This window comes from Streptomyces sp. NPDC007808, from assembly GCF_042868655.1.
Lineage (GTDB): Bacteria > Actinomycetota > Actinomycetes > Streptomycetales > Streptomycetaceae > Streptomyces.
Genome location: NZ_JBIAEQ010000008.1, coordinates 390513 through 416083, shown reverse-complemented (window position 1 = coordinate 416083; position 25571 = coordinate 390513). Strand labels below are relative to the sequence as shown.

18 protein-coding genes are annotated in these 25571 nt (G+C 71.4%); 7 read left to right on the top strand and 11 right to left on the bottom strand.

Annotated elements, in window-relative coordinates; all coding sequences use genetic code 11:
* Positions 1 to 365: 365 nt before the first annotated feature.
* Positions 366 to 1850, top strand: a complete 1485-nt coding sequence (locus tag ACFYNL_RS30185; protein WP_388808661.1) for a peptidoglycan D,D-transpeptidase FtsI family protein — start codon at positions 366 to 368, stop codon at positions 1848 to 1850.
* 191 nt (positions 1851 to 2041) lie between these two features.
* Here the strand turns inward: ACFYNL_RS30185 and ACFYNL_RS30180 are convergent, their stop codons facing one another.
* The 3 genes from ACFYNL_RS30180 to ACFYNL_RS30170 all read right to left on the bottom strand — a co-directional run bounded on the left by ACFYNL_RS30180 (position 2042) and on the right by ACFYNL_RS30170 (position 8004).
* Positions 2042 to 4126, bottom strand: a complete 2085-nt coding sequence (locus ACFYNL_RS30180) for a serine hydrolase (RefSeq protein WP_388808659.1) — start codon at positions 4124 to 4126, stop codon at positions 2042 to 2044.
* A gap of 790 nt (positions 4127 to 4916) precedes the next feature.
* Positions 4917 to 5840 carry a homocysteine S-methyltransferase gene (gene mmuM / locus ACFYNL_RS30175; protein WP_388808656.1) on the bottom strand — a complete coding sequence of 308 codons (924 nt, stop codon included), beginning with the start codon at positions 5838 to 5840 and terminating at the stop codon, positions 4917 to 4919.
* Between the two features lie 61 nt (positions 5841 to 5901).
* Positions 5902 to 8004: an autotransporter gene (locus ACFYNL_RS30170; RefSeq protein WP_388808653.1), complete on the bottom strand. Its 2103-nt coding sequence runs from the start codon at positions 8002 to 8004 to the stop codon at positions 5902 to 5904.
* 301 nt (positions 8005 to 8305) lie between these two features.
* Here ACFYNL_RS30170 and ACFYNL_RS30165 point away from each other — a divergent pair, with 301 nt between their 5' ends.
* Complete coding sequence (locus ACFYNL_RS30165) at positions 8306 to 9412, top strand: family 43 glycosylhydrolase (protein ID WP_388808651.1); 1107 nt, start codon at positions 8306 to 8308, stop codon at positions 9410 to 9412.
* A 1-nt stretch (position 9413) separates the two neighbouring features.
* The gene (locus ACFYNL_RS30160) at positions 9414 to 10826 is read left to right on the top strand and encodes a family 43 glycosylhydrolase (RefSeq protein WP_388808649.1); all 1413 of its coding nucleotides are present in this window, start codon (positions 9414 to 9416) and stop codon (positions 10824 to 10826) included.
* 7 nt (positions 10827 to 10833) lie between these two features.
* On the opposite strand, the gene ACFYNL_RS30155 is transcribed toward ACFYNL_RS30160, so the two are convergent.
* Complete coding sequence (locus tag ACFYNL_RS30155) at positions 10834 to 12498, bottom strand: rhamnogalacturonan lyase B N-terminal domain-containing protein (RefSeq protein WP_388808646.1); 1665 nt, start codon at positions 12496 to 12498, stop codon at positions 10834 to 10836.
* 204 nt (positions 12499 to 12702) lie between these two features.
* Here ACFYNL_RS30155 and ACFYNL_RS30150 point away from each other — a divergent pair, with 204 nt between their 5' ends.
* On the top strand, positions 12703 to 13764 hold the full coding sequence (locus ACFYNL_RS30150; RefSeq protein ID WP_388808644.1) for a rhamnogalacturonan acetylesterase: 1062 nt from the start codon (positions 12703 to 12705) through the stop codon (positions 13762 to 13764).
* 70 nt (positions 13765 to 13834) lie between these two features.
* A complete protein-coding gene (locus ACFYNL_RS30145; RefSeq protein WP_388808642.1) occupies positions 13835 to 15556 on the top strand; it encodes a DUF2264 domain-containing protein in 1722 nt (573 codons plus the stop codon).
* A 152-nt stretch (positions 15557 to 15708) separates the two neighbouring features.
* Here ACFYNL_RS30145 and ACFYNL_RS30140 read toward each other — a convergent pair whose 3' ends face one another.
* From ACFYNL_RS30140 to ACFYNL_RS30130, 3 genes are read right to left on the bottom strand one after another with little or no spacing between them, the layout of a single operon-like run.
* Positions 15709 to 16311 (bottom strand): TetR/AcrR family transcriptional regulator, encoded by a 603-nt coding sequence (locus ACFYNL_RS30140; RefSeq protein WP_388808640.1) that lies wholly within the window; start codon positions 16309 to 16311, stop codon positions 15709 to 15711.
* Between the two features lie 44 nt (positions 16312 to 16355).
* The gene (locus tag ACFYNL_RS30135) at positions 16356 to 17081 is read right to left on the bottom strand and encodes a response regulator (protein ID WP_388808638.1); all 726 of its coding nucleotides are present in this window, start codon (positions 17079 to 17081) and stop codon (positions 16356 to 16358) included.
* Positions 17078 to 17965 (bottom strand): sensor histidine kinase, encoded by an 888-nt coding sequence (locus tag ACFYNL_RS30130; protein ID WP_388808636.1) that lies wholly within the window; start codon positions 17963 to 17965, stop codon positions 17078 to 17080. Before ACFYNL_RS30130 ends, ACFYNL_RS30135 begins: the two co-directional genes overlap by 4 nt.
* 139 nt (positions 17966 to 18104) lie before the next feature.
* On the opposite strand from ACFYNL_RS30130, the gene ACFYNL_RS30125 reads away from it, so the two are divergent.
* Positions 18105 to 18830 (top strand): ABC transporter ATP-binding protein, encoded by a 726-nt coding sequence (locus tag ACFYNL_RS30125; RefSeq protein WP_388808635.1) that lies wholly within the window; start codon positions 18105 to 18107, stop codon positions 18828 to 18830.
* Positions 18827 to 21148, top strand: a complete 2322-nt coding sequence (locus ACFYNL_RS30120) for an ABC transporter permease (RefSeq protein ID WP_388808633.1) — start codon at positions 18827 to 18829, stop codon at positions 21146 to 21148. Before ACFYNL_RS30125 ends, ACFYNL_RS30120 begins: the two co-directional genes overlap by 4 nt.
* 120 nt (positions 21149 to 21268) lie before the next feature.
* Here ACFYNL_RS30120 and ACFYNL_RS30115 read toward each other — a convergent pair whose 3' ends face one another.
* From ACFYNL_RS30115 to ACFYNL_RS30100, 4 genes are all read right to left on the bottom strand, one after another.
* The gene (locus ACFYNL_RS30115; protein WP_388808630.1) at positions 21269 to 22588 is read right to left on the bottom strand and encodes a jacalin-like lectin; all 1320 of its coding nucleotides are present in this window, start codon (positions 22586 to 22588) and stop codon (positions 21269 to 21271) included.
* A gap of 234 nt (positions 22589 to 22822) precedes the next feature.
* On the bottom strand, positions 22823 to 23629 hold the full coding sequence (locus ACFYNL_RS30110) for an ABC transporter permease (RefSeq protein ID WP_388808628.1): 807 nt from the start codon (positions 23627 to 23629) through the stop codon (positions 22823 to 22825).
* Between the two features lies 1 nt (position 23630).
* Positions 23631 to 24434: an ABC-2 family transporter protein gene (locus tag ACFYNL_RS30105; RefSeq protein WP_388808626.1), complete on the bottom strand. Its 804-nt coding sequence runs from the start codon at positions 24432 to 24434 to the stop codon at positions 23631 to 23633.
* Position 24435: 1 nt separating this feature from the next.
* Positions 24436 to 25431 (bottom strand): ATP-binding cassette domain-containing protein, encoded by a 996-nt coding sequence (locus ACFYNL_RS30100; RefSeq protein ID WP_388809097.1) that lies wholly within the window; start codon positions 25429 to 25431, stop codon positions 24436 to 24438.
* Positions 25432 to 25571: the final 140 nt, after the last annotated feature.

Below are 25571 nucleotides of genomic sequence, written 5' to 3'. Positions count from 1 at the left end.
CTTCGGCGCCTCGCGCATCAGCGAGAGCTTCGGCTCGTGCTCCTCGTCGTACGGCAGTCACGGCAACCGTCGGCGACCGCTCCTCGTCTTCCCCCGTGCCGTGTGCGGAGCAGAGGTCGGGCACGTCGGGGACCCGGGGCATCGACGCCCGGTCGCCTTCGAGGTGTTCCGCCCACCGCCACGGCGGCTTCGGTTTGCTGGTTCTGATCCGTCGACGAGGATTGCGTCAATGCGCTCAACTATGGTGCTGCCATGGTAATTCCCACTCCGACCTTCGCCCGGTCGACGCCGCCCAGAGGGCTTCAGCCGGTCGCGAACGCCGCCCGGCAGACGGGCCGCGGGCCCGACGCTGGAGGTGCTCCCGCGTGAACAAGCCGTTGAGACGCATAGCCATCTTCTGTGGGCTGCTGATGCTCGCGCTGCTGATCCGGGCCAACTGGCTCCAGTACGTGCAGGCGGACGAACTCGCCACCGACGACGAGAACCGCCGCGTGCTGATCGACCGGTACGCCGCGGAGCGTGGCGACATCATCGTGGGTGCGAAGGCCATCACGGACTCGGTGGAGTCCGAGGGGTCGGACCTGAAGTTCGTACGCAAGTACAAGAACGGCCCCATGTACGCGCCGGTCACCGGATACGCCTCCCAGTCCATGGGGATGACCTTCCTGGAGGGCACGTACGACAGCGTGCTCAGCGGCCAGGACGACCGGTTGGCGTTCGAACGCTTCACGGACGTCGTCACCGGCAAGGAGCGGCGCGGTGGGGACGTGATCACGACGATCGACCCCCGGGCTCAGGAAGCCGGATACAAGGGCCTCGTGGAACTGGGTGCCCGCGGCTCGGTCGTGGCACTGGACCCGGCGACGGGCAAGGTGCTCGCCCTCGTCTCGACTCCGTCCTACGACCCCTCGACGTTCGCCGGCAACTCCCTCAAGGAGAGCGAGAGGTTCCGCGCACTCGGCGCCGACAAGGCGAAGCCGCTGGCCAACCGCGCGCTGCGGGAGACCTTCCCGCCCGGCTCGACCTTCAAGATCCTCACCGCCGCCGCGGCGCTGGAGCACGGCGTGGTCACGGACATCGACGCCGCCTCGGACGCCGCCTCGCCGTACAAACTGCCGCAGTCGACCAACAGGATCGGCAGCCAGGCCGGTGACGGCGTCTGCGACAAGGCGTCCATGAAGACCGCCATGCAGTACTCCTGCAACAACGTCTTCCTCGACGCGGCCGTGAAGGTGGGCGCGGACAAGATGCGCGAGACCGCTGAGAAGTTCGGGTTCAACGAGGACGTCTACTCGTCCGACCTCGGTGACCTGCGGGCCACCAAGAGCCTCTACCCGGAGGTGCTGGACAAGCCCGGCACCGCGCTGACCGGCATGGGCCAGGGCAGCCTCACCAGCACCCCGATGCAGATGGCCATGGTGACCGCCGCGATCGTCAACGACGGCAAGGTGATGCAGCCCTACATCGTCGACGAGTTGCGCTCCCCCGACCTGACCTCGCTGGAGAAGCACGAGCCCCAGGTCATGAGCGAGGCGGTCTCCGAGTCCACGGCCGAGAAGGTCCGGGAGATGATGGAGCACACCGCCAAGGAGGGCAGTGCCCGCAAGGCCCTCATCGACGGCATCACGGTGGGGGGCAAGACCGGCACGGCCCAGCGCGGTGTGAACGTGCGCGACCAGGTCCCCTTCGGCTGGTTCGTCTCGTACGGCGTGAAGCCCGACGGCCAGTCCGTCGCGGTGGCCGTCTTCATCGACCCCACCGACATGGACATCTCGCGTGAGGACATCTCCGGTGGCAGCCTGGCCGGACCCATCGCGCGGGACGTCATGACGGCGGTCCTGCAGAAGTGAACTGAGGAACGTCCGGCGTCGGCCGCGACGGCCCCCTCACACGGGGGGCCGTCGGGCGCCGGGTCCGTGGGCGATGCCCGCGCAGACGGCGCATGAAGAGCGGCGGCGGGGAAGCGGGCCGGCACTCCGCCGCTGCCGGGCGGCCGGTTCCCCGAGGAAACCGGCCGCCGGCTTCGGCCGTCCGGCCCGCCTCAGCCGATCCGGGTCAACTTCGCCCCGAGAGACGGTTCCTGGAGCTCCGACTGCAGTGCCACCGGGACGCGTTCCGCCCCCGTGACGCCCCCCAGGGTGAGTTCGCCGACGACGGTCCCGGCCTTCATCCCGCCGACGATGTCCTTGTCCCCCTCGCGGAACGTGAGCTTCAGCTTCTGTCCCGGAGTTCCGACCACCTTCAGGTCCTTGGTGGCCACCACCGGTGTACGGCCGCCCAGGCCGTCGTCGACGTGTCCGACGACCTGGCCCTTGCGCACCGCCGTCGCGGACGTGAGGGCGTCACGGACCGCCTTGATGACCTTCTTGCTGTTGGCCAGCACCAGCGCGAGGCTGTTCGAGCCGTTGGGGTCCGGACCCGTGACGTGCTGGTCCATCATCGTGCCCAGGATCAGCCGGTCCTCGCCGTCCACCGTCTTGTACGCCGCCCAGGACAGCGTGCCGCCGGCGGGGGTGTTGGAGCCGGTCTTGATACCTCTGACGCTCAGTCCGGCCGTGGTCAGACTGTTGTTGTTGTAGATGCGCCCGACCCCGGGTATCTCGGCGTCCGGCAGGGCGACGACCATCCGGAAGGAGTCGAACCTCATGACCGCCTCGGCCAGCTTGAGCTGGTCGACGGCCGTGCTGACGGTCCCCTTGTCCAGCCCGCTGGGGTCGGTGTACGTCGTGTTCTTCATGCCGAGCGACCTGGCTGCCTCGTTCATCTTCCGGACGAACGCGGTCTCGTCCGCTGCTCCGGTGGCCCACCGGGCGAGCAGCCGGGCCACGTTGTTGCCCGACGGGATCATCAGCATCTTCAGCATGTCCTGCAGGCTGTACTTCTGTCCGACCCGCAGTCCCACGATGCGTGACTCGTGCTTGGCGTTGCCTTCCTCCACGGTCCTGGCGTCGACCGTGACGGTCGGGCCGGGCTCGTCCCGCTCGATCGGGTGCTCGCGGAGGATCACGTACGCCGTCATGATCTTGGCGACGCTCGCCGTCGGGACGGGCTTCTGCTCCCCGAACGCCCCGATGCTGCCCGAGCCCGCGACCATGACCGCGGCCTGCCCCTTCTCGGGCCACGGCATGCTGAACGTACCGCCGCCCACGGTGAACGACGCCGCCTTCGTGTCGACCACGAGGCTCGGCTCGGGCAACGGGCGCACCACCTGCACGACCAGCGCGACCAGCACCAGCAGCGCCACGAGGGGCGACCAGATCTTGACCCGGCGCAGGGCCGTGCGGGCCGGAGTGTTCGGTGGCGGCGGCGTGTTGGTGAGCTGCGCGAGCAGGTCGATGGGCGAGGCCGGGGGAGTGCGCGGCTCCACGGGCGGCAGGTCGGCGACGCCGAGCGTCATCGTCCTGTCGGATCCGGCCACGTCCTTCGGCGGCCGCAACGCGACCGTCCGCGTGCTCTCGGAGGACTCCGCCGGGGTGGCGTCGCCGGGCTCGTCGGCGGCAGCCGAACCGGAGCTCTTGTCCTCGGCGGGGCGTTCGGTGTCCTTGTCCGGCTCCGCGCCGTCGCCCTCAGGGGCCGGTCCGGCTTCGTCACCCGGCTCGGAGTCGTCCGCTTCGGCGTCCTGGCCGGACTTCGTGCCGCCCTCGGGGGTTGCCTGGGCATCGTTGTCCGTCGCGGTGCCGTCGTCTTCGGTGGCCGGTTCGGTGTCCTCGCCGGACTTCGTGCCGCCGTCGGGGGCTGCTTGGGCATCGTTGTCCGTCGCGGTGCCGTCGTCTTCGGTGGCCGGTTCGGTGTCCTGGCCGGACTTCGTGCCGCCGTCGGGGGCTGCTTGGGCATCGTTGTCCGTCGCGGTGCCGTCGTCGTCGGTGTCCGGTTCGGCGTCCTTGCCCGGCTCCGTGTCGTCGCCCTCGGCGGTGGCTTCGGCGCCCCCGTCCGGTGCCGTGTCCTCGTCCCGGGCGGTCGGTTCGGCGGTCTCGTCCGAGGTCGCGGCGCCGCTTCGGGCAGCCGTGTCGATGCCCGCCTGTGGCGGGATGGTGTCGTCTTCGGCGGTGGCTTCGGTGACGTCGGTGCCTTGGCGGGGCGCCGTGTCCGCTTGGTCGGCGTCGTCGACGTCCGAGGGCTCGTCCACGGAGTCCGTCGTCCGCTGAGGTTCCTCCGCAGCTCCCGACGCATCCGCTGCCTCGGGTTCTTGCGGCCCGTCGGCGGTGCTTGCTGCCTCGGGTTCTTGCGGCCCGTCGGCGGTGCTTGCTGCCTCGGGTTCTTGCGGCTCGTCGGCGGTGCTTGTTGCCTCGGGTTCTTGCGGCCCGTCGGATATACCCGCTGCCTCGGACCCCTCCGGATCATCAGGCCGTGCCGCTCCCGCGGCTGTCTCCCGCGTCCCTGTCGGCTCCCCCGGCGCGGACTCGTCCGAATCCCCCGACTCGGTCGCCTCACCCGGCGTCTCCGCAGGTGCCGAGTCCGACGCCGGATCGTCCGACGGGCGGTCGGTGTCCGGGCCGGCCGGAGTGCGGGCCTGATCGCCTTGCGCGCGGGAGCGCTGCGTCGGTGGGTCGTCCTGGCCGAGGACGCTGGTGTCGGGCGTTCGGTCCCCCATGGCTGTCTCCTTCGTGCGCGCTCGCGACACATGCATCCCCAAGGGACGGGTGGACGGGCACGTCACGCGTCCTGACGCAGATGCCGGTGGTTCCGCCGGGCGATCAGTGGCCCCCAGGGTTTGCCCGGCGATCGTCACACGACGGCGCGGTCAGAGTATCCGATCACCGTTCGAGAACGACGGCGAGGCGCGGTCGGCGATGTCCGGAAACTGACGTGGCGGCAGCCTCACCGCCGATCCGGCCGGTTGCCGGCACGACGCGCGTCCGGGCCGGCGCCGGATCCGGCAGGGCACCCGGCTCCGGGCGCGTCACGCCCGCCGGCGGCTACGGCGCCTGAGTCAACGTACGCGCGATGGAGCCGATGGCCTCCGGACCCACCCGGCAGCACCCGCCGATCAGCCGGGCCCCGGACTGCCGCCATCCGCGCACCTGCTCGGTGGCGAAGGAGGAACGCCCGTCCCACGCACGGGCCTCGGCGTTCCAGGCCTCGCCGCTGTTGGGGTAGACGACGACCGGCTTGCCCGTGACGCGCGCCGCGGTGGCGATCGCACCGTCGACGTCCTCGGGGGCACAGCAGTTCACGCCGACCGCGATCACCTCGTCGGCGTTAGCGGCCAGGGCGAACGCCTGCTCCAGCGGCTGCCCCGCACGGGTACGGTCACCGGCGACGGAGTACGACAGCCAGGCCGGGACGCCGAGCCCGCGCACCGCCCGCAGCAGTGCCTCGGCCTCGTCGGTGTCCGGGACCGTCTCCAGGGCCAGCACGTCGGGCCGGGCGCCGGCCAGTACCTCCAGACGGGGCCGGTGGAAGCGCTCCAGCTCGTCGACGCCGAGGCCGTACCGCCCCCGGTACTCGGAGCCGTCCGCCAGCATCGCCCCGTACGGCCCGACGGACGCGGCCACCCACAGCGGCCGGGTGACACCAGCGGCGCCCGCCTGCCGTACCGCCTCGCGCGCCAGCTCCACGCTCAGGGCGAGGAGCTCCGCCGCCCGCTCCGGCCCGATCCCGCGCTTCGCGAAGCCCTCGAAGGTGGCCTGGTAACTGGACGTGATCGCCACGTCCGCCCCCGCCTGGAAGTACGCCAGGTGCGCCTCGGTGATCGCCTCGGGCCGCTCCGCGAGCAGCCGCGCCGACCACAGTTCGTCGCTGAGATCGTGCCCCGCGGCTTCCAGCTGGTTGGACATGCCGCCGTCGAGTACGACGGTCCCGGCGGTGAGGGCTTCGGCGAGGGTGATGGTGCTGGTCATGCTGACGACGGTAGTCGAGACGGGACCGGTGCCCGGAACGCGGGACGGACCACCGGGCACCCTAGGCCGCGTGCCGTCCGCCCCGATGGCCACCGCGTCGTCTCCTGCCCAGCCTCGTCGCCGGTACCGCGAGCCCCACCAGCAGCCCCGAGGCCAGGACATACGGCCACCAGCCGAGGCCGCCGGTCGCAGTGCCCGCGGTCCGGGCGTCGGGGGAGACGAGGGTGTCCGCCGCTCCGCGGGGCGCGCCGGAGGAGGGGCTCGCGCTGACGGCGGTCAGGACCACGTCGTTGCCGTCGCCGCCCCGATAGCTGATCCGGTACGTCGTGTCGTTCAGCTTCAGCCGCTCGCCCTCCGCCAGGCCGTCGAAGGCGCCGGTCGTCCTCGACCGGCCCCTGTGGTCCAGGATGGTGATCCTCCCGGCGGGCCGCGACGCGGTCGCGACGGACGCGAGGTCCAGGTCCCCGGCCAGCCGGACCGCTCCCGTCACCGTCAACGGAGCGTCACGCAGTACCAGTTCGCCCCGCGCCGACTGCGCGTACGAGCCGGACACGGTCAGTCCGCCCGTCACCGCGCCGTCGTTCGTCACCGCACCCTTCACGGTGCCCTTGCCGGTCAGTGCCGAGGTCACCCGCAGTCCCGAGGCGCCCGCGTCCAGACGCGACCGAGCCGACGTCAGCCGGATCGCCCTGCTGTGGCCGAGGGTCGCCCCGGCGCGCAGTGCCAGCGTGCCCTTCCTGACCGTGGTCGGGCCGGTGTACGTCACCGCGCTCCCGGTCAGGGTCGTCGTCGCCGTGCCCGCCTGCGTGAGCGACCCGCCGCCGCTGATCCGCGACAGCGACAGCGCCCTGCGGGTGTTGTTCAGCACCAGCGAGCCGTCGTTGACGACCCTGTGGTGCCCGCCGCGCGTGTAGAGCCCGCCGTCTCCGCCGGGCCTGCCGCTGCCCAGCCGCAGCACGGCGCCCTTCTCGACGGTCGTCGATCCGTCGTAGTACTGGACGGCGGCGAAGGTGACGTCGTTGCCCTGTGTCCCCTTGATGACGACGTCCCCCGCGCCGGGTGCCGCGAGCGTGTCGTGGAACCGGCCGCCGCCGATGGGGGCGCCCAGCGTCACCGGGCCGTTGTAGTCGAACGTCAGGCGGGACCGGGAGCGCGCCGCCAGCAGGTTGATGTAGACCGTCTCGGCCGTGCCCGGCATGAAGATCCTGTCGGTCGTCCCGTCGCCCCACTGGACGTCGGCGCCCTTGATGTTGGTGCCGCGCTTGTTGACGTTCTTCCGCGCGGGCGTCCAGTTCAGGGACGGGTCGCTGAGCGAGGGGTCGGTGTCCCCGCCCCGGTCCGACCAGCTGTACTGCCCGGTCAGCACGACCTTGCCGCCCGGCCGGGACTGGACGTTGATGTCGCTGCCGTACTCGCGCTGGTAGAAGTCCATGCCCAGGGTGACGGTCTTGCCCAGCGGGGTGTCCACGGTCCAGGTCCCCTGGTTGAGGACCTTGCGGACGTGGGGCAGCGCGGTCGCGTACTCGGGCCGCCCGGCGTTCGTCTGGGTGCCGTTGTCGATCACCCCGGAGAAGGGATGGGCGCCCGCCAGGTCCCACGTGCCCCACAGGAACCGCGGCTGGGTGATCAGGCCGGAGCCGCTGATGGTGCCCAGGTTGTAGGCGCTCCTCAGGGCCAGGCGCAGTGTGCCGTCGACCCGGATGTTGTTCTGGTTGAGCCGGAACGCCGGGGTGCCGTACGGGAAGTGGCCGATCAGCCCGGTCGTGCCGCCGTCGCCGTACTGGAGGGTCGCCCCGCGCGCGACCGTGATCGCGGGCGGGTCCGGGTCCGTCGTGGTGACGTACGGGTGGTTCCCGCCCTGGATCCGTACGTGCTGCCGCTGCCGGGACCGGGGCAGCGTGAAGTCGCCGTCCCTGGTCAGGATCAGCGTCCCGGTGCCCCGGACGGTGAGCGTGCCCCGGCCGCTCAGGACGCCGTCGTAGGTGGTGGTACCCGGTGGGACGGTGATCACTGTGTCGCCGTCGAGCGTCACGTCCCGGCCGGCGAGTACGTCGGCGGTCGCGTCGCGGGTGGCGGCGGCCGCCGGGGGAGCGGCCACGGTCAGGGCGGCGACCGCGGCGAGAGCGCCGACGGCCGCTGCTGCGGTGTGGATGAGGCTGCGCACGTACCGGAGACGCGGACCGGGGTGACGGATAACAGAAAAACAGAAAATCGGACGGCCGACCGGGCTCCGGGTTCGTGGTGGGTGGAAGCGATGGGCTCCGCCGACCACCAGCGGCCGTAGGGCCGCCGGGTCGAGTCGTGTTCATACCGTCGGACCCGTTGACCTCCTTGTGCCACCCCCTTACCTTTTCGGCGTTCGTAATCACAGATGGTGTTCGAAATACCAGACGATCGCTGATGTCTGGCGAAGCATCAGGTGATTACGCCGTGTGTTTCCCCCCATGGAGAGGCAGGCCCCCCGCATGAGCCGCGACCGCGACCACGCTCTGCCCGAACCCCCCAGCCGTAGGGCGCTGTTGATGGGCGCCGCAGCCGCCGGTGTCCTCGCCGCCGTCCCCGGTGCCGCCACCGCCGCAACAGCCGCCCCGGCGGCCACCCCGGCCGGACGGCCCGAGCCGGCCCCCTGCGTCAACCCGCTCGTCCGCAACCGGGCCGACCCGCACATCCACCGGCACAAGGACGGTTTCTACTACTTCACCGCGACCGCACCCGAGTACGACCGGATCATCCTGCGCCGCTCCCGCACCCTGGGCGGACTCGGCACGGCGGACGAGTCCGTCCTCTGGAGGGCCCACCCCACCGGTCCCATGGGCGCCCACATCTGGGCGCCCGAACTGCACCGCATCGGCGGCAAGTGGTACATCTACTTCGCCTCCGCGCCCGCCGAGGACGTCTGGGCGATCCGCATATGGGTGCTGGAGAACGCCCACCCCAACCCCTTCAAGGGCACCTGGGTGGAGAAGGGCCAGGTCAAGACGGCCTGGGAGACCTTCTCCCTGGACGCCACCACCTTCACCCACCGGGGCAGGCGCTACCTCGCCTGGGCGCAGCACGAGCCCGGCATGGCCAACAACACCGGCATCTTCCTGTCCGAGATGGCCAACCCATGGACCCTGAAGGGACCTCAGGTGCGCCTGTCCACACCGGAGTACGACTGGGAGTGCATCGGCTTCAAGGTCAACGAGGGCCCGTACGTCCTCAAGCGCAACGGCCGCCTGTTCATGACGTACTCGGCCAGCGCCACCGACTTCAACTACTGCGTGGGCCTGCTGACCGCCGACGCCGACAGCCACCTCCTGGACCCGATGAGCTGGACCAAGTCGCCGACGCCGGTCTTCACCAGCAACGACACGACCAAGCAGTACGGCCCCGGCCACAACTGCTTCACCGTCGCCGAGGACGGCCGCACCGACGTCCTCGTCTACCACGCCCGCCAGTACAAGGAGATCGACGGCGATCCCCTGAACGACCCCAACCGCCACACCCGTGTCCAGAAGCTCGGCTGGAAGCCGGACGGAACACCGGACTTCGGCATCCCGGTCGCCGATACCGCGCAGGCAGGAGCATGACATGAGACGCGCGTACGCCACTCTTCTCGCCGTGTGCCTCGGCCTGTTCGGCGCCCTCGCCACCGCCGGCCCCGCCCAGGCCGCGCCGCAGACACTCACCAACGGCGCGCAGTTCAAGGACACCGCGGGCAATCCCGTGCACGCCCACGGCGGCGGTGTCATCAAGGTCGGCACCTACTACTACTGGTTCGGCGAGCACCGCAACCCCGACAACACCTTCCGGTACGTGGACGCCTACCGCTCGACCGACCTGAAGAACTGGGAGTTCCGCAACCACGTCCTGACCGAGGCCAGTGACCCCGAGCTGGCGACGGCCAACATCGAGCGGCCGAAGGTCATGTACAACGCGGCCACCGGCAAGTTCGTGATGTGGATGCACAAGGAGAACGGCACCGACTACAGCGAGGCCCGCGCCGCGGTCGCCGTCTCCGACACCGTCGACGGGAACTACACCTGGAAGGGCAGCTTCCGGCCGCTCGGCCAGCACATGTCCCGGGACATCACGGTCTTCGTCGACACCGACGGCGCCGGCTACATGATCTCCGCGGCCCGCGAGAACTACGACCTGCAGATCTACCGCCTCACCGCCGACTACACCGGCATCGCGAGCCTGGTCGCCAACCCCTGGCCGGGCGGTCACCGCGAGGCGCCCGCGCTGTTCAAGCGGAACGGCGTCTACTTCATGCTGACCTCGGGCGCCACCGGCTGGAACCCCAACCAGCAGCAGTACGCCACGGCCACCAGCATCACCGGCCCCTGGTCGGCCATGAGGAACATCGGCGACTCCACGACGTACGGTTCGCAGACCGCCTACGTCCTTCCCGTGCAGGGCAGCTCCACGACCTCGTACCTGTACATGGGCGACCGCTGGGGCAACTCCTTCGGCGGCACCGTCAACGACTCCCGTTACGTCTGGCTGCCGCTGACCTTCCCCTCCTCGACCTCGATGTCCATGTCCTGGTCCCCGGAGGTCACCATCGACACGGCCACCGGGTCGATCAGCGGGACGAACGCCACGTACAACACGCTCGTCGCTCGGCACAGCGGCAGGTGCGCCGATGTCACCAGTCAGTCGCTGTGGGCCGGCGCGCAGATCAAGCAGTACGACTGCAACGGCGGCAACAACCAGAAGTACTGGTTCAAGTCGGTGGGCAGCGGCTCCTACCAACTGATGGTCAGGAGCAGCTCCCTGTGCGTCCAGGAGAACGCGAACACGGTGACGCAGGAGAACTGCAACGCCTCCTCGACCAGTCAGCAGTGGTCGCTCACCACCACCGGCTCCTACGTGAACGTCAAGTCCCGTGCGACCGGCGAATGCCTGGACGTGAACGGCGCGTCCACCGCCAACTCCGCCGCCATCATCACGTACACGTGCAACGGCGGCACGAACCAGCAGTGGGCGCGCGGGACATGAGGTGTCGTCAGGCGAGCAGGTCGATCGCGTCGATCGCCGTGCCCGCGCTGAGATAGCCCGTCGTCCCCGAACCGCTCACCACGTCGATCTTCAGCACGTTGTACCGGCCGGTGTCCGTCAGCCAGGCGGACGCCGGCACGCTGTACGTGAACGTGTGGTTGTTGCCCCGGTACGAACCGTTGGTCAGCGAGCGGGTGTTCGGCTGGGTGGGCGGGGAGGGGATGGCGGACGTCCAGGCGCCGTTGACCGACACCTGCGGTCGTCCGTTGGCGTACGCCGTCGTCACCCCTATCCGCAGGGTGTGCGCGGCCGCCGCCTGGGCCGCCGTCAGCTTGAAGTACACCAGGATCCCGCTGTTGACGTCCTTCCAGAGGTAGCAGGGGAAGGACGCCGTCTCGTTGTTGCCGATCACCACGTTGCCGGTCCAGGATGCCGCCCGGACGTCCGAGGGGTGCGCGTACGTCATCAGGTCGGCGTTCTTGAAGCCGCCCGGCGTGCCGTTCCAGTCGCCGATCCGCCAGATGGCGGTGGCGTTGCTCGGGTCGTTCGAGGACGGGATGGCGATCGTGTTGAGGGTGGTCGTGCCACCGGCCGTGACCGACACCGAGGTCGTGTGGACGGCGAGTTCACCCTTGAAGACGGTGAGGGTGTACGTCCCCGGCAGCACACCCCCGATGGAGAAGTGGCCGTCCGAGGAGCGCGCCGAACCCCAGTACTGGGCCGCCGGGTTGGCGAGCCCGACCGTGTACGGGTACGCCGTGTTGCGCCCGGAGATCCCGACCCCGGCCACCTTGCCGCGCCCGCTCGCGCCGACGTACCCGGACATGCCGAGCGAGTCCGCCCAGGAGGTGGTGAGCGTGCCCGGGAACAGCGACGAGGAGGGCGCCCCGCCGTCCGTGAGGGCGATGACGTACGGGCCCTGCAGGCCGAAGCGCTGGGCCTCGGTCTGGTTCTGTCCGTAGTGGAGGATCTCGTACAGGCCACCGCCGTCCGCGCTCTGGTGCCGCAGCAGGGAGCGGTAGAACGGGCCGCCGGACGCCTTCTCGTGGTTGCTGCGCACGATCCACAGGCCGACGCCGCCCGATGTCCAGCCGACGTAGTCGTAGTCCATCACCCGGAGCTTGGAGTAGTGCTTCGAGCGGGTCTGGCCGTCGGATTTCGCGAAGACGTCCGAGGCCTCGATGGTCCTGTTCGTGTACGTGTAGGAGTCGGGCTCGTCGTTGAGGAACAGGCCCTTCTTCACGCGCAGGATGTAGCGGGTCGCGGAGACCGACGTGTCGGCCTTGTCGGTCCACAGGTAGATGTTGTTCTCGCCGCTGCGGGCCGCGTAGTAGTGCCTGAGCGTGCCGTACGCGACCGAGATCAGGATGGTCGGCCCTGACTGCCGGATCGACACGGTGGAGGTGCCGAGCCCCGACTCGATGTGCGAGTTCATGCCGCCGTAGCCCTGGTACTCCGTGCCGCGGTAGACCAGCGACGTCAGGTCGCCGTTGGTCTTGCTGACCTTGAAGACGAGGTCGGCGCCGGTGTCGACGACGTAGTTCGAGCCGTCGTCACTCCAGCCGAAGGCCGCGGCGGAGGCCGTGCCGCTCAGCGCGGCCGTGCCTGCGGCGGCCGCGGTGCCGAGCACGAAGGTACGGCGGCGGACCGGTCTGGGGGTGGATCCGGACATGGGGGGTGCCTCCTTCGAGAGGTGCTCGAAGACGTGGGGGTGGTGCGGGTGAGAGCGAGGGTGACAGTTGAATCGATTTCGCGAAAGGGCTTTCGTCGCCGAGGAGTTGGCAGTCTTGTGAAACCGGACTGAGGTCTAGAAAGCGCTTGCAGAAACGGGTACGGTCCAGCGCCAGGCCATGTCGTCCTGTGGAGGAGCCGACGAATGAGACGTTTCAACCGCGCCGTCCTGGCGGCGGTGACGCTGAGCACCGGCCTGTCGGTCCTGACGGCCGTACCGGCTCAGGCCCATGAGCCGTACGGCGCTCAGCGTCCCCTCGGCATCGAGAACTGCACCGCCACCGCCTGCCACTTCGACGTCCCACCCGGCACGTACGACGTGAAGGTCCTCCTCGGCGGCGAGGCCGCGTCCAGCACGAGCGTCACCGGCGAGACGCGCCGCGCGCTGCTCCAGGAGACGGCGGCCCCCGCCGGGGAGCGCGTCGCCCGCAGCTTCACCGTGAACGTCCGCACACCCGAGGGCGAGCCGACGGGCCCCGCAGGCGCCCCCGGCCTGGACCTGGCCCTCGGCGGCTCGGCGCCCGCACTCGCCGACATCAGGGTCACCCCGGCCCGGCACGCACGCCAGATCTTCCTCGTCGGCGACTCCACGGTCTGCGACCAGCCCGGCGACCCGTACTCCGGCTGGGGCCAGCAGTTGCCGCAGTACCTCCGCAAGGGCGTGTCCGTCGCCAACTACGCCGACTCCGGCGAGAGTACGGTCACCTACTTGGGGAACCCGCAGCTCTGGGCCACCGTCCAGCCGCAGATCCGCCGCGGCGACCTGGTCCTGATCCAACTCGCCCACAACGACAAGACGACCGACGAGGCGACCTACCGCGCCAACCTGGAGACCCTGGTGGCAGGCGTGCGCGAGAAGGGCGGCGAGCCGGTCCTCGTCACCCCGATCGTGCGCCGCTGGTTCAACGCCGACGGCACGCTCAACAACGGCACGGCCCTGCTGGTGAACGGCCTGGGCGTGGACCACCCGGCCGTCATCCGCTCCGTCGCCGCCGCCGAGGACGTCCCGCTGATCGACCTGACGGCGAAGACGAAGGCGCTGGTGGAGTCCCTGGGCGTCGAGGCCTCCAAGGCGCTGTACCTCTACAACGAGAAGCGGGACAACACCCACACCTCGGTGCACGGCGCCACGGTGTACGCGGGCCTGGTCCGCGACGAACTCCTCGCCCGGCGTCTGGTGCCCGAGGGCCTGGTACGGGTGGGATGAAACCCCTGGGGCGCCCCGACCGGAACCGGGGCGTCCCAGGTCCGAGCCGAGCCGGTGAGAAAGAGAACCGATGCACCTGCCCCCCGACGACCGCACCCTCAGCCCTCGCACCGGCTGCACCCGCGCCCACTGGGATGCGGCGGCCGACGCCCTGCTCGCCGCCGTGGAGCCGTACGCCACCGAGGACCGGGCCCTCTACCACTTCCCCGGTGACCGCCAGAGCTGGTCGGGACGCCTCTCCGACGGACTGGAGGGCTACGCCCGCACGCTGCTCCTGGCCGCCTTCCGCCGGGACGAGACGGCGTTGCAGCGCTACGCCGACGGACTCGCGGCCGGCGTCTCGGGGGTCTGGCCCCGCATCGAGGACCGCAGCCAGCCTCTGGTCGAGGCCGCGTCGATCGCCCTCGCGCTGCGGCTGACCCGGCCACTGCTGTGGGACCGGCTGGACGACGGGGTGCGACAGCGGGCGGCGGCCTGGCTCACCGACGCCGTGACCGCCGAAGCCTGGCCCTGTAACTGGGAGTTGTTCCCGGTGACGGTGGGCGGCTTCCTCCAGGAGATCGGCCACGCGGCCGAGGAGTCCCGCAAGGCGATCGACCGAGGACTGGAGCGCATCGAGGACTGGTACGTCGGCGGTGGCTGGTACACCGACGGCGACGGCCGCAAGTTCGACTACTACAACGGCTGGGCGATGCACCTGTACCCGGTGCTGCACGCCTGGCTGGCGCGGGACGAGCGGCTGCTGGAGCTGTACGGGGGCCGCCTCTCCCGCCACCTGGAGGACTACGCCCGCCTGTTCGGCGCCGACGGCGCCCCCATGCACCAGGGCCGCTCCCTGACCTACCGTTTCGCGACCACGGCCCCGCTGTGGCTCGGCGCCCTGACGGGTCGCACGCCGCTCACGCCGGGAGAGACCCGGCGACTGGCCTCCGGCGCGCTGAAGTACTTCCTGGAGCGGGGCGCGGTGGATGCCGACGGGCTGCTGACCCTCGGCTGGCACGGCCCCGACGAGACGGTCCTGCAAGGCTATTCGGGCCCGGCGTCCCCGTACTGGGCGAGCAAGGGCTTCCTCGGACTGCTGCTGCCGCCGGACCACGAGGTGTGGACGGCACCGGAGGAACCGGCCCCCGTCGAGCGCGCGGACGCCGTCACCGCGATCGCCGCCCCCAACTGGCTGGTGCAGTCCACGCGTACGGACGGTCTGGTCCGCCTCCACAACCACGGCAGCGAGGACGTCCGCTACGACCCGTACTACACGCGGCTCGCCTACTCGACCGCGACGGCGCCCTCGCCGTCGTACGACAACAGCGTGATCGTCGGCGACGACCCGAGCCGCACGGACATCGTGCCGCTGGGGGTGGGGGAGGGCTGGGTGGCGTCCCGGCACTCGGCCGGTGACGGGGTCCGCGTCACCAGTGTGGTGGTGGTCGAGGGCGCGGTGGAGGTGCGTGTCCACCAGGTCGAGGGCGCCGCCCCCGGGACGCCCGTGCGCGTCACCGGGTGGGCGGCGGGTGAGGGCGTGCACGCCGAGATCGCCCCCGTCCTCGGTCTGTCGGGGGACGGGGAGCCGGCCGGCGTCACCGCCGACGGGCCCACCGTGTTCGTCGTCCTCGCCCGCCTCACGGCCGAGACCGACCCCGCACCGCTTCACGAGCTGGCGCAGGTGCGTCTCGTGCGGTCCGGTGAGGTCCATGTCCGCTGGAGCACGGGACGCGAGGTGCTGGTCCGGCCGGGGGCAGCGGCCGAGGACCGGCCGGTCACCGAGCCGACGGGGCGGACCGCAAGGGCGTAGGCGTGGGGGAGGGGAGGGGACCTCACCGAGGTCCCTTCCTCTGACGTTCTGGGTGCGGGCCCCGGGCGGCGAACCCGCCGGAGGCGAGCCGCCGCGAGTCCTCGTCGGAGGCGGGAACCAGGAGATACGGGCGCGGCTCGCAGTGCGCGTCGTCAGCGGGTCGGCTGGGGCGGCCGCACACCGTGCTCCTTGCGGGGCCAGTTCACGAGCGCCGTGTGCAGCGCGTCGACTGCACGCTCCCAGGACCGCCGTACGTCACGGGGGGCGCCGAAGGCACCGGTCGACTCCAGGGAGCAGTAGCCGTGGAAGGTGCTGCGCAGCAGACGGACGGCGTCGGTGAGGTCGGGTTCCTCCAGGCCGTAGGCGCGCAGCATGCCGTAGGTGATTTCCGCGGTGCGGCGCACGGCCGGGGAGTCGGCGACGAGGGCCTGGTCGATCCGGATCTGGGTCGCCGCGTACCGCCCGGGATGCGCCAGGGCGTAGTCCCGGTAGGCGTCCGCGAAGGCGGTGAGCGCGTCCTTGCCGGCGCGTCCGGCGACGGCGGCGGCGATCCGGTCGATCATCTCGCCGCCGGCCAGCAGGGCGACCCGCGTCCGCAGGTCCTGCAGGTTCCGCACGTGCGAGTACAGGCTCGCGTCCTTCACGCCGAAGTGCCGGGCCAGCGCGGACAGGCTGACGTTCTCGAACCCGACCTCGTCGGCGAGTTCCGCGGCGGCCGCGGTGAGGCGGTCGGCGGTCAGTCCTGCGCGGGCCATGGGGTCCTTCCGGCCGGGGAAACCTGGGATGACTGGGCAGGATGCTAATGCCCGCCCCCGGCCCCGCCGCCGTGGCCGGGGCGGACCAGCCCCGTCTCATACGCCAGTACGACGGCCTGGGCGCGGTCGCGCAGGGACAGCTTGGCGAAGATCCGTGCCACGTGCGACTTCACCGTGGCCTCGCTCAGCGTGAGGTGCGCCGCGAGTTCCGTGTTGGACAGGCCACGGCCCAGGAGCGTGAGGACCTCCCGTTCGCGGGGGGTCAGGGACTCCAGGTCGACGGGGACGGCGGAGGGTCCCGCCGCGGGGTCCGGGGCGAAGCGCTCCACCAGGCGGCGGGTGATGGAGGGAGCCAGCAGGGCGTCACCCGTGCTGACCAGGCGTACGGCCGCCGCCAGATGCTCGGGCGTGACGTCCTTGAGCAGGAAGCCGCTCGCGCCGATCGACAGGGCCGTGTAGACGTAGCGGTCCAGGTCGAAGGTGGTGAGCATCAGCACCCGGCAGCCCGGAATCTCCCGGAGGATGCGGCGGGTGGCGTCCAGGCCGTCCATGGCCGGCATGCGGATGTCCATCAGCACGACGTCCGGGACGAGTTCACGCGCCTTCGCCACCGCCTCCACCCCGTCCGCCGCCTCACCGACCACCTCGATGCCGCGTACGGTCAGGATCAGCCGGAACCCGGTCCTGATCAGCGTCTGGTCGTCGACGACGAGCACACGAGGAGACCGCTCGGGCAGGGGCGCCGCCGTGGGCGGCCCGGCCGTCGTCACGGCCGGTCCAGGGGGATGCGTGCCCGCACCCGGTAGCCGCCGCCGAGCCGGCGCCGGGCGTCCAGGTCACCGCCGTAGACCGCGACCCGTTCGCGCAGCCCGAGCAGGCCGCGCCCGGCGCCGTCCCGGTGCTGCGGGGCCGGGCGCGGCCCCGCGGACGGCGTGCCGCCGGTGAGCACGCTCGGCCCGCTGTTCAGCACCTCCACGCGCAGCGCGTGGTCCGCGTACCGCACGGTGACCTCGGCGCTGCCTCCGTCGCCGTGCTTGAGCGCGTTGGTGAGCGCCTCCTGGACGATGCGGTACGCCGTCACGCCGATCCCCTGGGGCAGGGGGCGCGGGTCTCCGGAGATCCGGACCTCGACCGGCAGCCCCGCGAAGGACACCCGGTCGACGAGTTGGCCGAGCCGGTCGAGGCCCGGCTGCGGGGTCAGGTCGGCGGTGGTGTCGTCGCCGTAGGGGCCCGGGCCCTTCCGCGGCCCCTCGTCGAGGTCGTCGTCCGCGCCGCTGGGCGACGGCGCCAACAGCCCCAGCAGATGACGCAGGTCCGTCATCGCGCCGCGTCCCGCGTCCTCGACCGCCCGCAGGGCCGTCACGGCCTCGTCCGGCATGGTGCCCAGCACCTCCCGGGCGGCACCCGCCTGGACGACCATGAGGCTGACGTTGTGGCTGACGATGTCGTGCAACTCGCGGGCGATGCGGTCGCGTTCGGCGGCGATCGCGGCACGGGTCGCGCTCTCCCGTTCCCGTTCCAGCAGCCAGCCGCGCTCCCCGACGGCCTCCCGCCAGCGCCGCCGCGTCCGCAGCAGGGCCGCGGTCAGCGCCACCACGGCCGCGCACGCCACGGCCAGTGCCGCCGCGAGCCCGCTCGTCTCCCAGTCCCCCATGGGGTTCACCTTGGCAGACGATCACCGGGTCCGCATCAGCCCCGGGATGCAGGTGCTGCATCTGCGGGATGAGACGCGGCGCCGGTTGCCATCCGCCGGGGGATGCCCCGCCCCCGGCCCGCCTCGTAGCGTCCTGCCCATGGTCACTGAGGACAACAGGTCACACGTGCACGACGGGGAAGAAGTCGTCGTACGGCTCGACGGCGTGCGCAAGGAGTACGGCGAGACGACGGCGCTGGCCGGGGTGTCGCTGCGGATCCGCGCCGGGGAGGCGGTCGCGGTGATGGGGCCCTCCGGGTGCGGGAAGTCCACGCTCCTCAACATGATCGCCGGGCTGGACCGGCCGACGGGCGGCACGGTCGTCGTCCACGGGGAGAACGTGGGGGAGTTGAGCGAGAAGCAACTCGCCCTGTACCGGCGGCGCCGGATCGGCATGATCTTCCAGTTCTTCAACCTCATCGACGACCTCTCGGCGCTCGACAACGTCGCCCTGGCCGCCCAGCTGACCGGCACGCCCGCCCGGCCGGCCCGGCGCCGCGCGCTGGAGCTGTTCGAGGAACTCGGCATCGCCGACCGGCGCAACGCCTACCCGGCGGTGCTCAGCGGTGGTGAACGCCAACGCGTCGCCGTGGCACGCGCGTTGATGAACCGCCCCGCCCTGCTGCTGGCCGACGAGCCGACCGGTGCCCTCGACAGCCGCGCCGGAGAGCAGGTGATGGACCTGCTGCTCGACCTCAACCAGATAGGGCAGACGCTGGTCCTGGTGACCCATGACGAGCATCTCGCCCGGCGCTGCGCCAGCCGCCTGTTCGAGTTCGCCGACGGCCGGGTGACCGGCGAGTACACCCTGGAGCCGTCCGCATGAGGGCCGTGTGGCGCGCCGCCCGCGCGGCGGTACGGCGACGCAGGCTCCAGACCCTCGTGATCGCACTGGTCACCCTGACCTCCACGACGGCCATGGTGGTCGCCCTGGGCCTGATCGACGCGGCCTCCGCCCCCTTCGACAAGACGTTCGCCGATCAGCGGGGCCCCCACGTCGTGGCCCTGTTCGATCCCGCGAAGGTCTCGGACGCCCGGCTGGCCGAGACGGTACGGCGGCCCGGCGTCGAGGCGGGCGCCGGGCCCTTCGCACAGGCCACCGTCCGACTCCCCGACGACACACCGAACTTCGGCCTCGGCATCGGCAGTGAGATCACGGTCGTCGGCCGCGCGGGTCCCGGCGGCCCCGTGGGCCGGCTGGACCTGTGGGCGGGCCGCTGGGCGACCCGTCCCGGCGAGGTCGTCCTGCACCGGCAGCCCGACTGGGCGCCCGACGACCTGGGCAAGCAGCTCAGGCCGGCGTCGGGCGGCCCCGCCCTCACCATCGTCGGCTTCGCCTTCGACCTGAGCCGGACCGCGGACGCCTGGGTCGCGCCCGCACAGATCGACGCCCTGCACCCCACGGCCGCCCAGCTGCTGCTGCGGTTCCCCGACGCCTCCTCGGACGGCCGGCTGCGCGCACAGACGGCCGCCGTGACCGAAGGGCTCCCGTCGGGCGCGCTCACGGCCTCACGGTCGTATCTCGCCCTCAAGCACCAGGTGAGCGCCGCGGCCCGGGCGTACACGCCCTACCTGATGGCCTTCGGCATCCTCGGGATCGCGGTGGCGGTCCTCATCATCGCCCATGTCGTCAGCGGTGCTGTGATCTCCGGGTTCCGGCACATCGGCGTGCTGAAGGCCCTGGGGTTCACTCCGTGGCAGGTCGTCGCCGTCCACCTCACGATGGTCTGCGTGCCCGCGGTGCTCGGCTGCGCGCTCGGCACCGTCATGGGCAACCTGCTCGCACGGCCCTTGTTCGGTGCCGTGTTCACCGGCCCCGACGCGGGGGTCTTCCACGACACCGTCACCGTCGCGCCCTGGATCGACGCCCTCACCCTGCTCGGGATGCCCGGCGTCTGCGTGCTCGCCGCGCTGGTGCCCGCGCTGCGGGCCCACCGGATGTCGGCGGCACGCGCGATCAGCACGGGCAGCGCCCCGCGTGCCGGCCGCGCCCTGCGCGTCCAGCGCCGGCTGGCGGGCAGCCGGCTGCCGCGCTCGGTGAGCCTCGGCATGGGACTGCCGTTCGCCCGGCCCGGACGCAGCGTCCTGACGCTCGCCGCCGTCGTCCTCGGTGTGACGACCGTGACGTTCGCCTCCGGACTGGCCACCACGATGACCCGGTTCGGGGAGGCCGGAACGGACGCCTACCAGGTGACGGTGTACGCCTCCCGCCACCAGGACGGCAAGGAGATCCAGCCGGAGCACGACGACCGCGAACTCGCCTCGCTCCTGCGCCGGTTGCCGGGCGCGAGCGCGGTCACCGCCCGAGGGAACATCGACGTACGCCTGGCCGGCTCCGCGCACCCGGTGATGCTGGAGGGGCGCCGCGGTGACCGGCCGCAGCTGGACAGCGTGCTCACCCGGGGCCGTTGGACACGCGACAGCGGTGAGGTCGTGGCCGGTTCGGCCTTCCTGCGCCAGAACGGCGTACGGGTCGGTGACCGGGTCGGCCTGGAGCACGGCGGGCGTACCGAACGGGTCCGTGTGGTCGGGGAGTTCATGCAGAGCAACGCCAGGGTCGTGGTCGCCGACTGGTCCACGCTGACGGCGCTGGCGCCCGACGAGAAGCCCATCGCCTACCACGTGGGCCTGCGTGACGGCACCGATCCGGACGCCTACGCCCGCGCGGCCCGCGCCGCGGACGGCGGTGTCTCCCCCGACGTGCGGGGCCCCGACCCCGTCACCCGGACCATCGTCGGCTCGGCCTCCGCGCTCACCCTGCTGCTGGCCGTGGTGGCCGCCCTCGGCGTCTTCAACACGGTCGTCCTCAACACCCATGACCGCCGACGCGACCTGGGCATGCTGAAGTCGATCGGGATGACGCCGCGGCAGGTCACGGTGATGACGGTGACGTCGATGGCCGTCCTGGGCGCGATCGGCTCGCTGCTCGGCATCCCGCTGGGCGTGGCGGGCCACCACCTGGTCGTCCCGCGGATGGCGGACGCCGTCGACATCACCCTGCCCGCCCACATGACGGACGTCTGGAACCTGCCGACCCTGACCGTACTCGCCCTCGCGGGCCTGGTGATCGCGGTGCTGGGCGCGTTCGTTCCGGCGCGGCGGGCCGGGCGGCTGCCGATCGCGCAGGTGCTGCGGAGCGAGTAGCGGGGCGGTGCCCGGGTACACAGCCCCCTCGCCGCGCGGCTGCGGCACGCGGGTGCCGCAGCCGTGTCGGTGCCGAGCGGGCGGGTGCCGCAGCCGTGTCGGTGCCGAGCGGGCGGGGCTTCAGCCGATCGGCGCGTACAGCACGCCGAGCTTGTCCACCTCGCTCCCCGAGCGACCCGTGAACCCCACGATCTGCCGGCCGGCCGGTGCCGTGAAGGTCCTGGTCGCCGAGGTGGGCGTACCGGCGGCGAGGGTACGGCCCTTGTCCGTCGTGAAGGACGCCGAGAAGATCCGGGTACGGCCGTCCTTCTGACCCTGGCTCAGCTTCACGGAGGTCAGGTGCTCGCCGGGGGCCAGGGTGAGTGACGTCGCCGTGCCTCCGGTGCCGCCGTGGGTGAGGGTCGTGCCGCCGTCATGCGTGAGGGACACCGCGTCGAGACGGGAGCCGCCGCGCAGCGTCAGGGTGCGGGGAGAGACCGAGGCGGGCATGTCGTCGGCGTCGTTGAAGGCCGTGCCGTGCGGGCCACCGAAGAAGTCGCTCGCCCGCAGGGACGGGTTCAGGGTGTAGGAGAAGTCGACCGCGTGCGGGAAGTGGTCGGAGAGGTGCTTGCCGTCGTCGCGGCGGAACTTCGCCCAGTCGTTGCGGTAGCGGGTCGCGTCGAGGCTCAGCAGGTCGCTGCCGCGGTACAGGACCTTGTCGACGACCTCGCAGCCGTCGGTCGGAGCCGTGGCGTCGCACACCAGCGCGTCGCTGCCGGCCGCCGGGGGCGTACCGCCCCTGACCAGCTGGACCCAGGCGTCGCGCAGCCCGTTCTCGCCGGTCAGCGTGCGGATGTTGTCGCCGGTGCGCGTGTAGCGGGTGTTGGTGTCGCCCATCACGATCACCGCGTTGCCCGACGAGTTCGCCCGGATGAAGTCCGACAGCTGCTCGATGTTGGCGCGGCGGGCGGCGAGCGCGGCGTCGTCGCTGTCCGCGTTGGTGTGCACGTTGTACAGGTCCAGGAACACGCCCTCGGCGAGCCGTACCCGCGCGAGTGTGAACCCCTTCGGGGTCAGGCAGTTCGTTCCGGTGCAGTTCTTCCACTTCACCCGCTCGAAGTCCTCGAAGGAGTGGTCCGAGAGGGTGTTCAGGCCGTCGCCGAACGCGGCCCCGCCGCTGGTGGCCGTGCGGTGCGGGTGGGTGTCGTTGGCGTACAGCGAGGCGTGGTAGTTGAAGTCCTCCTGGACGTTGACGATGTCGTACGGGGCCAGCCTCCGGCCGATCAGCGGCGTGTTCGTCTCGGGATCGCTGTCGCCGAGGCCGAGGGGGAGGCCCGCGATGTTGTACGTCAGGACGTCGAAGGAGCCCGAGTCCGCGGCGGAGGCGGGCGGCGCGCCCGCGGTGGTGAGGCCGGTGAGTGCCAGTACGGCGGCGGTGAGGGCGCCGGTCAGTCTTCTCATGGGGTCCTGTCTTCGGTGGGGGAACAGGGGGTGAGTCGAGCAGGGGCGGAAGAAGTGAACAGTGCTCAGGTTCGAGCTCAACCCCGGTGCGACGCAAGGGAAGTCGGGAAAACAGTGGGGGACGAGTGCCGTCACCCGCAGACGGCGTCCCGGTGACGCAGCGGCTTCCCGTCCGCGCCCCAGGACTTCGCGCACCTGGTCGTGGCCGGCGCCCTTCAGGCTGCCGTGACCGGGTCAGCCGTTCACTCCCGTGTAGTGCCGCAGCGACCACCGCCACACCAGCCGCGCCCCCACGTACCCGGCGACGCCGAGCAGCGGAGAGGCGGCCGCCAGCCAGTACGGCACCCCGATGTCGTGGTCGTGGCCCGTCAGGACGGCCGTCGGGAGATAGGCGACGAACGCGAGGGGGAGGGCATACGTCAGGAAGCCGCCCACCGCACGCGGCAGGACGTTGAGCGGGTAGCTGCCGAACGTGCCGAGGAGCTCCTCCAGCCAGCGGCCCCAGTAGTCGGCGGCCGGGAAGCGCAGGGCCGCACTGGCCACGAGCGTGAACAGTGCCGCCTCCAGAAGCATGCCGCCCAGCACGGCCGCGATCAGGTAGGCGACGCGGCCCGCCGTCCAGTCCAGGTCGCTGCGGGACAGGGCGCCCACCATCAGGCCCGCCGCGACCGTCAGGTCACCGATGGCGTTGGTGGGGAAGTAGGCGAGCTGGATCTGGCGGTGCACCGGCATGGGGCGCATCAGGTAGATGTCGACCCGGCCTTCCTGGATCTGCCGGCCCGCCCAGTGCATCCGCCCCAGGAACAGCACGAACAGCCCGTGCGCCAGCATCCGGACGGCCGGGATCAGCAGCACGTCCGAACTGTCCCAGCCGCCCATCCCGGTGAACCGGGACAGCAGCACCGTGGCGAACACGATCACCGACACCTGCCAGACCGCCCCGATCGCGATCATCAGCAGGAACTCGGTGCGGTACTCCATCTGCGCGCGGAAGTTGAGCGCGGTCACCCGCCAGACGATCCGCAGTGCCTTCAGCGACATCTCAGCCTCCCTGCGAGATCACGCGCCGGGCGGCCCGCCGCCACAGCAGCCGGGTGAACAGGGCCAGCGCCACCACCCACGCCGCCTGGACGCAGAGCTGGAACGCCGCGTCGGACAACGGGATCCGTCCCACGTACAGCGACAGCGGCACGCTCAGCGTGGCCTGGAAGGGCAGGAAGGCGCTCATCGTCACGAACCAGTCCGGGAAGAACCACAGCGGCGCGTACACCCCGGACAGCAGGTTCTGCGCGAACAGCAGGATGAGCATGGCCGCGTTGTTGCGGATCGTCCAGAAGCACAACTGGTCGAGCACGAGCATCACGTAGTACAGCACCCACTGGCCCAGCAGCATGCTGACCACGAAGAGCCCGGCCACCGCCGCCGAACGGGGCGGCTCGACGATGCCCGCGGCCAGGCAGATCACGTACCCGGTCAGCGCCCAGGCCAGCCCGTAGACCTGCTCCCCGGCGGCCCGCAGGGCGTAGTAGCGCTGCGGGGGCAGCGGGCGCAGGTACCAGTAGACAATGGTGCCGAAGTGCATGTGCTGCAGGACGGTGTCCCGGCCCGCGTGCTGGTCCAGCTCCCTGAGCCGGGAGGCGAGTACGGCCAGCACCGCGTACGTGACCGCCTGGTCGCGGCTCAGGCCCGCGGTCGTGCCGGTCTGGGCGTAAAGACCCCGCCACAGCGACCAGACCAGCACCACCTGCACGGTCAGCCGGAGCGCGACGGCGGTCATCCGGGGCGGGGCGTTCAACTCGCCGAGCGGGGTTACGCGGGCGGCGCGCCATGCGTGCGGCACCGCCATCTCAGGCCTCCCCGGCATGCACGTAGGCGGCCCGCATCACGTCTTCGAGGTCCGCCTCGTCCAGCGCGATGTCGGTCACCTCGAACCGCTCGATCACCGCCTTCAACGCCTGGTGCACCGTGGGGGCGTCCGACCCGTCCGGGCCGAAGACCACCTGCGCGCCGGTGTGCCGCAGCAGCGCGGTGCCCGGCGGCGGCACGACGTCGGCGTGCGGGTCGGCGAGCGTGGCCCGCACCTGCCAGGTCGAGCCGAATTTCCGGCGGATCTCGTCGAGGGTGCCGTCCAGCATCAGCCGCCCGTGGTTGACGAGCACCACCCGCTCGGCGAGCCGCTCGACCTCCGTCATGTCGTGCGTGGTCAGCAGGACCGTACGGCCGCGCCGCTCCACCTGGTGGCGCAGGAACTCCCGCACCTGCTCCTTGACGACGACGTCCATGCCGATGGTCGGCTCGTCGAGGAAGACCACCGGCGGGTCGTGCAGCAGGGCCGCGGCCAGATCGCTGCGCACCCGCTGGCCGAGGGAGAGGTGACGGACCCGGGTGTCCCAGAACGCCGACAGGTCAAGGATGTCGTCGAACTCCGCGAGCCGGGCGGCGTGTTCGGCTCGCGGCACCTCGTAGATGTCCCGCAGGATCGCGAACGACTCGCGCACCGGCAGGTCCCACCACAGCTGGGTGCGCTGCCCGAACACCGCGCCGACGTTGCGGGCGTTTCGTTCACGCTCCCGGTACGGCACCACACCCGCGACCCGGGCCTCGCCGGAGGTGGGGGTGAGGATGCCGGTGAGCATCTTGATGGTGGTGGACTTGCCGGCGCCGTTGGGGCCGAGCAGGGCGAGGAGTTCGCCCTGGGCCACGTCGAAGGTGATCTCGGTGACGGCGTGCTTGGCCACCCGCTCGGGGTTGACCAGGGAGCGGACGGCGCCCAGGAGACCGGGGCGACGGACAGTGGTGTGGAAGGTGCGGGACAACCCGCGGACCTCGATGGCGACATTCAACCGACCCACCGACTTCCGTTGTGGTGAACACAGTTACGGCCGGTCGGCTGCGAGGGCCGACCGGCCGCGGATGACATCCCGACCCTGTCGGAATGTCGATCAATCGGTCAATCGATTAACCGGTTTTCTCATGACCGGCC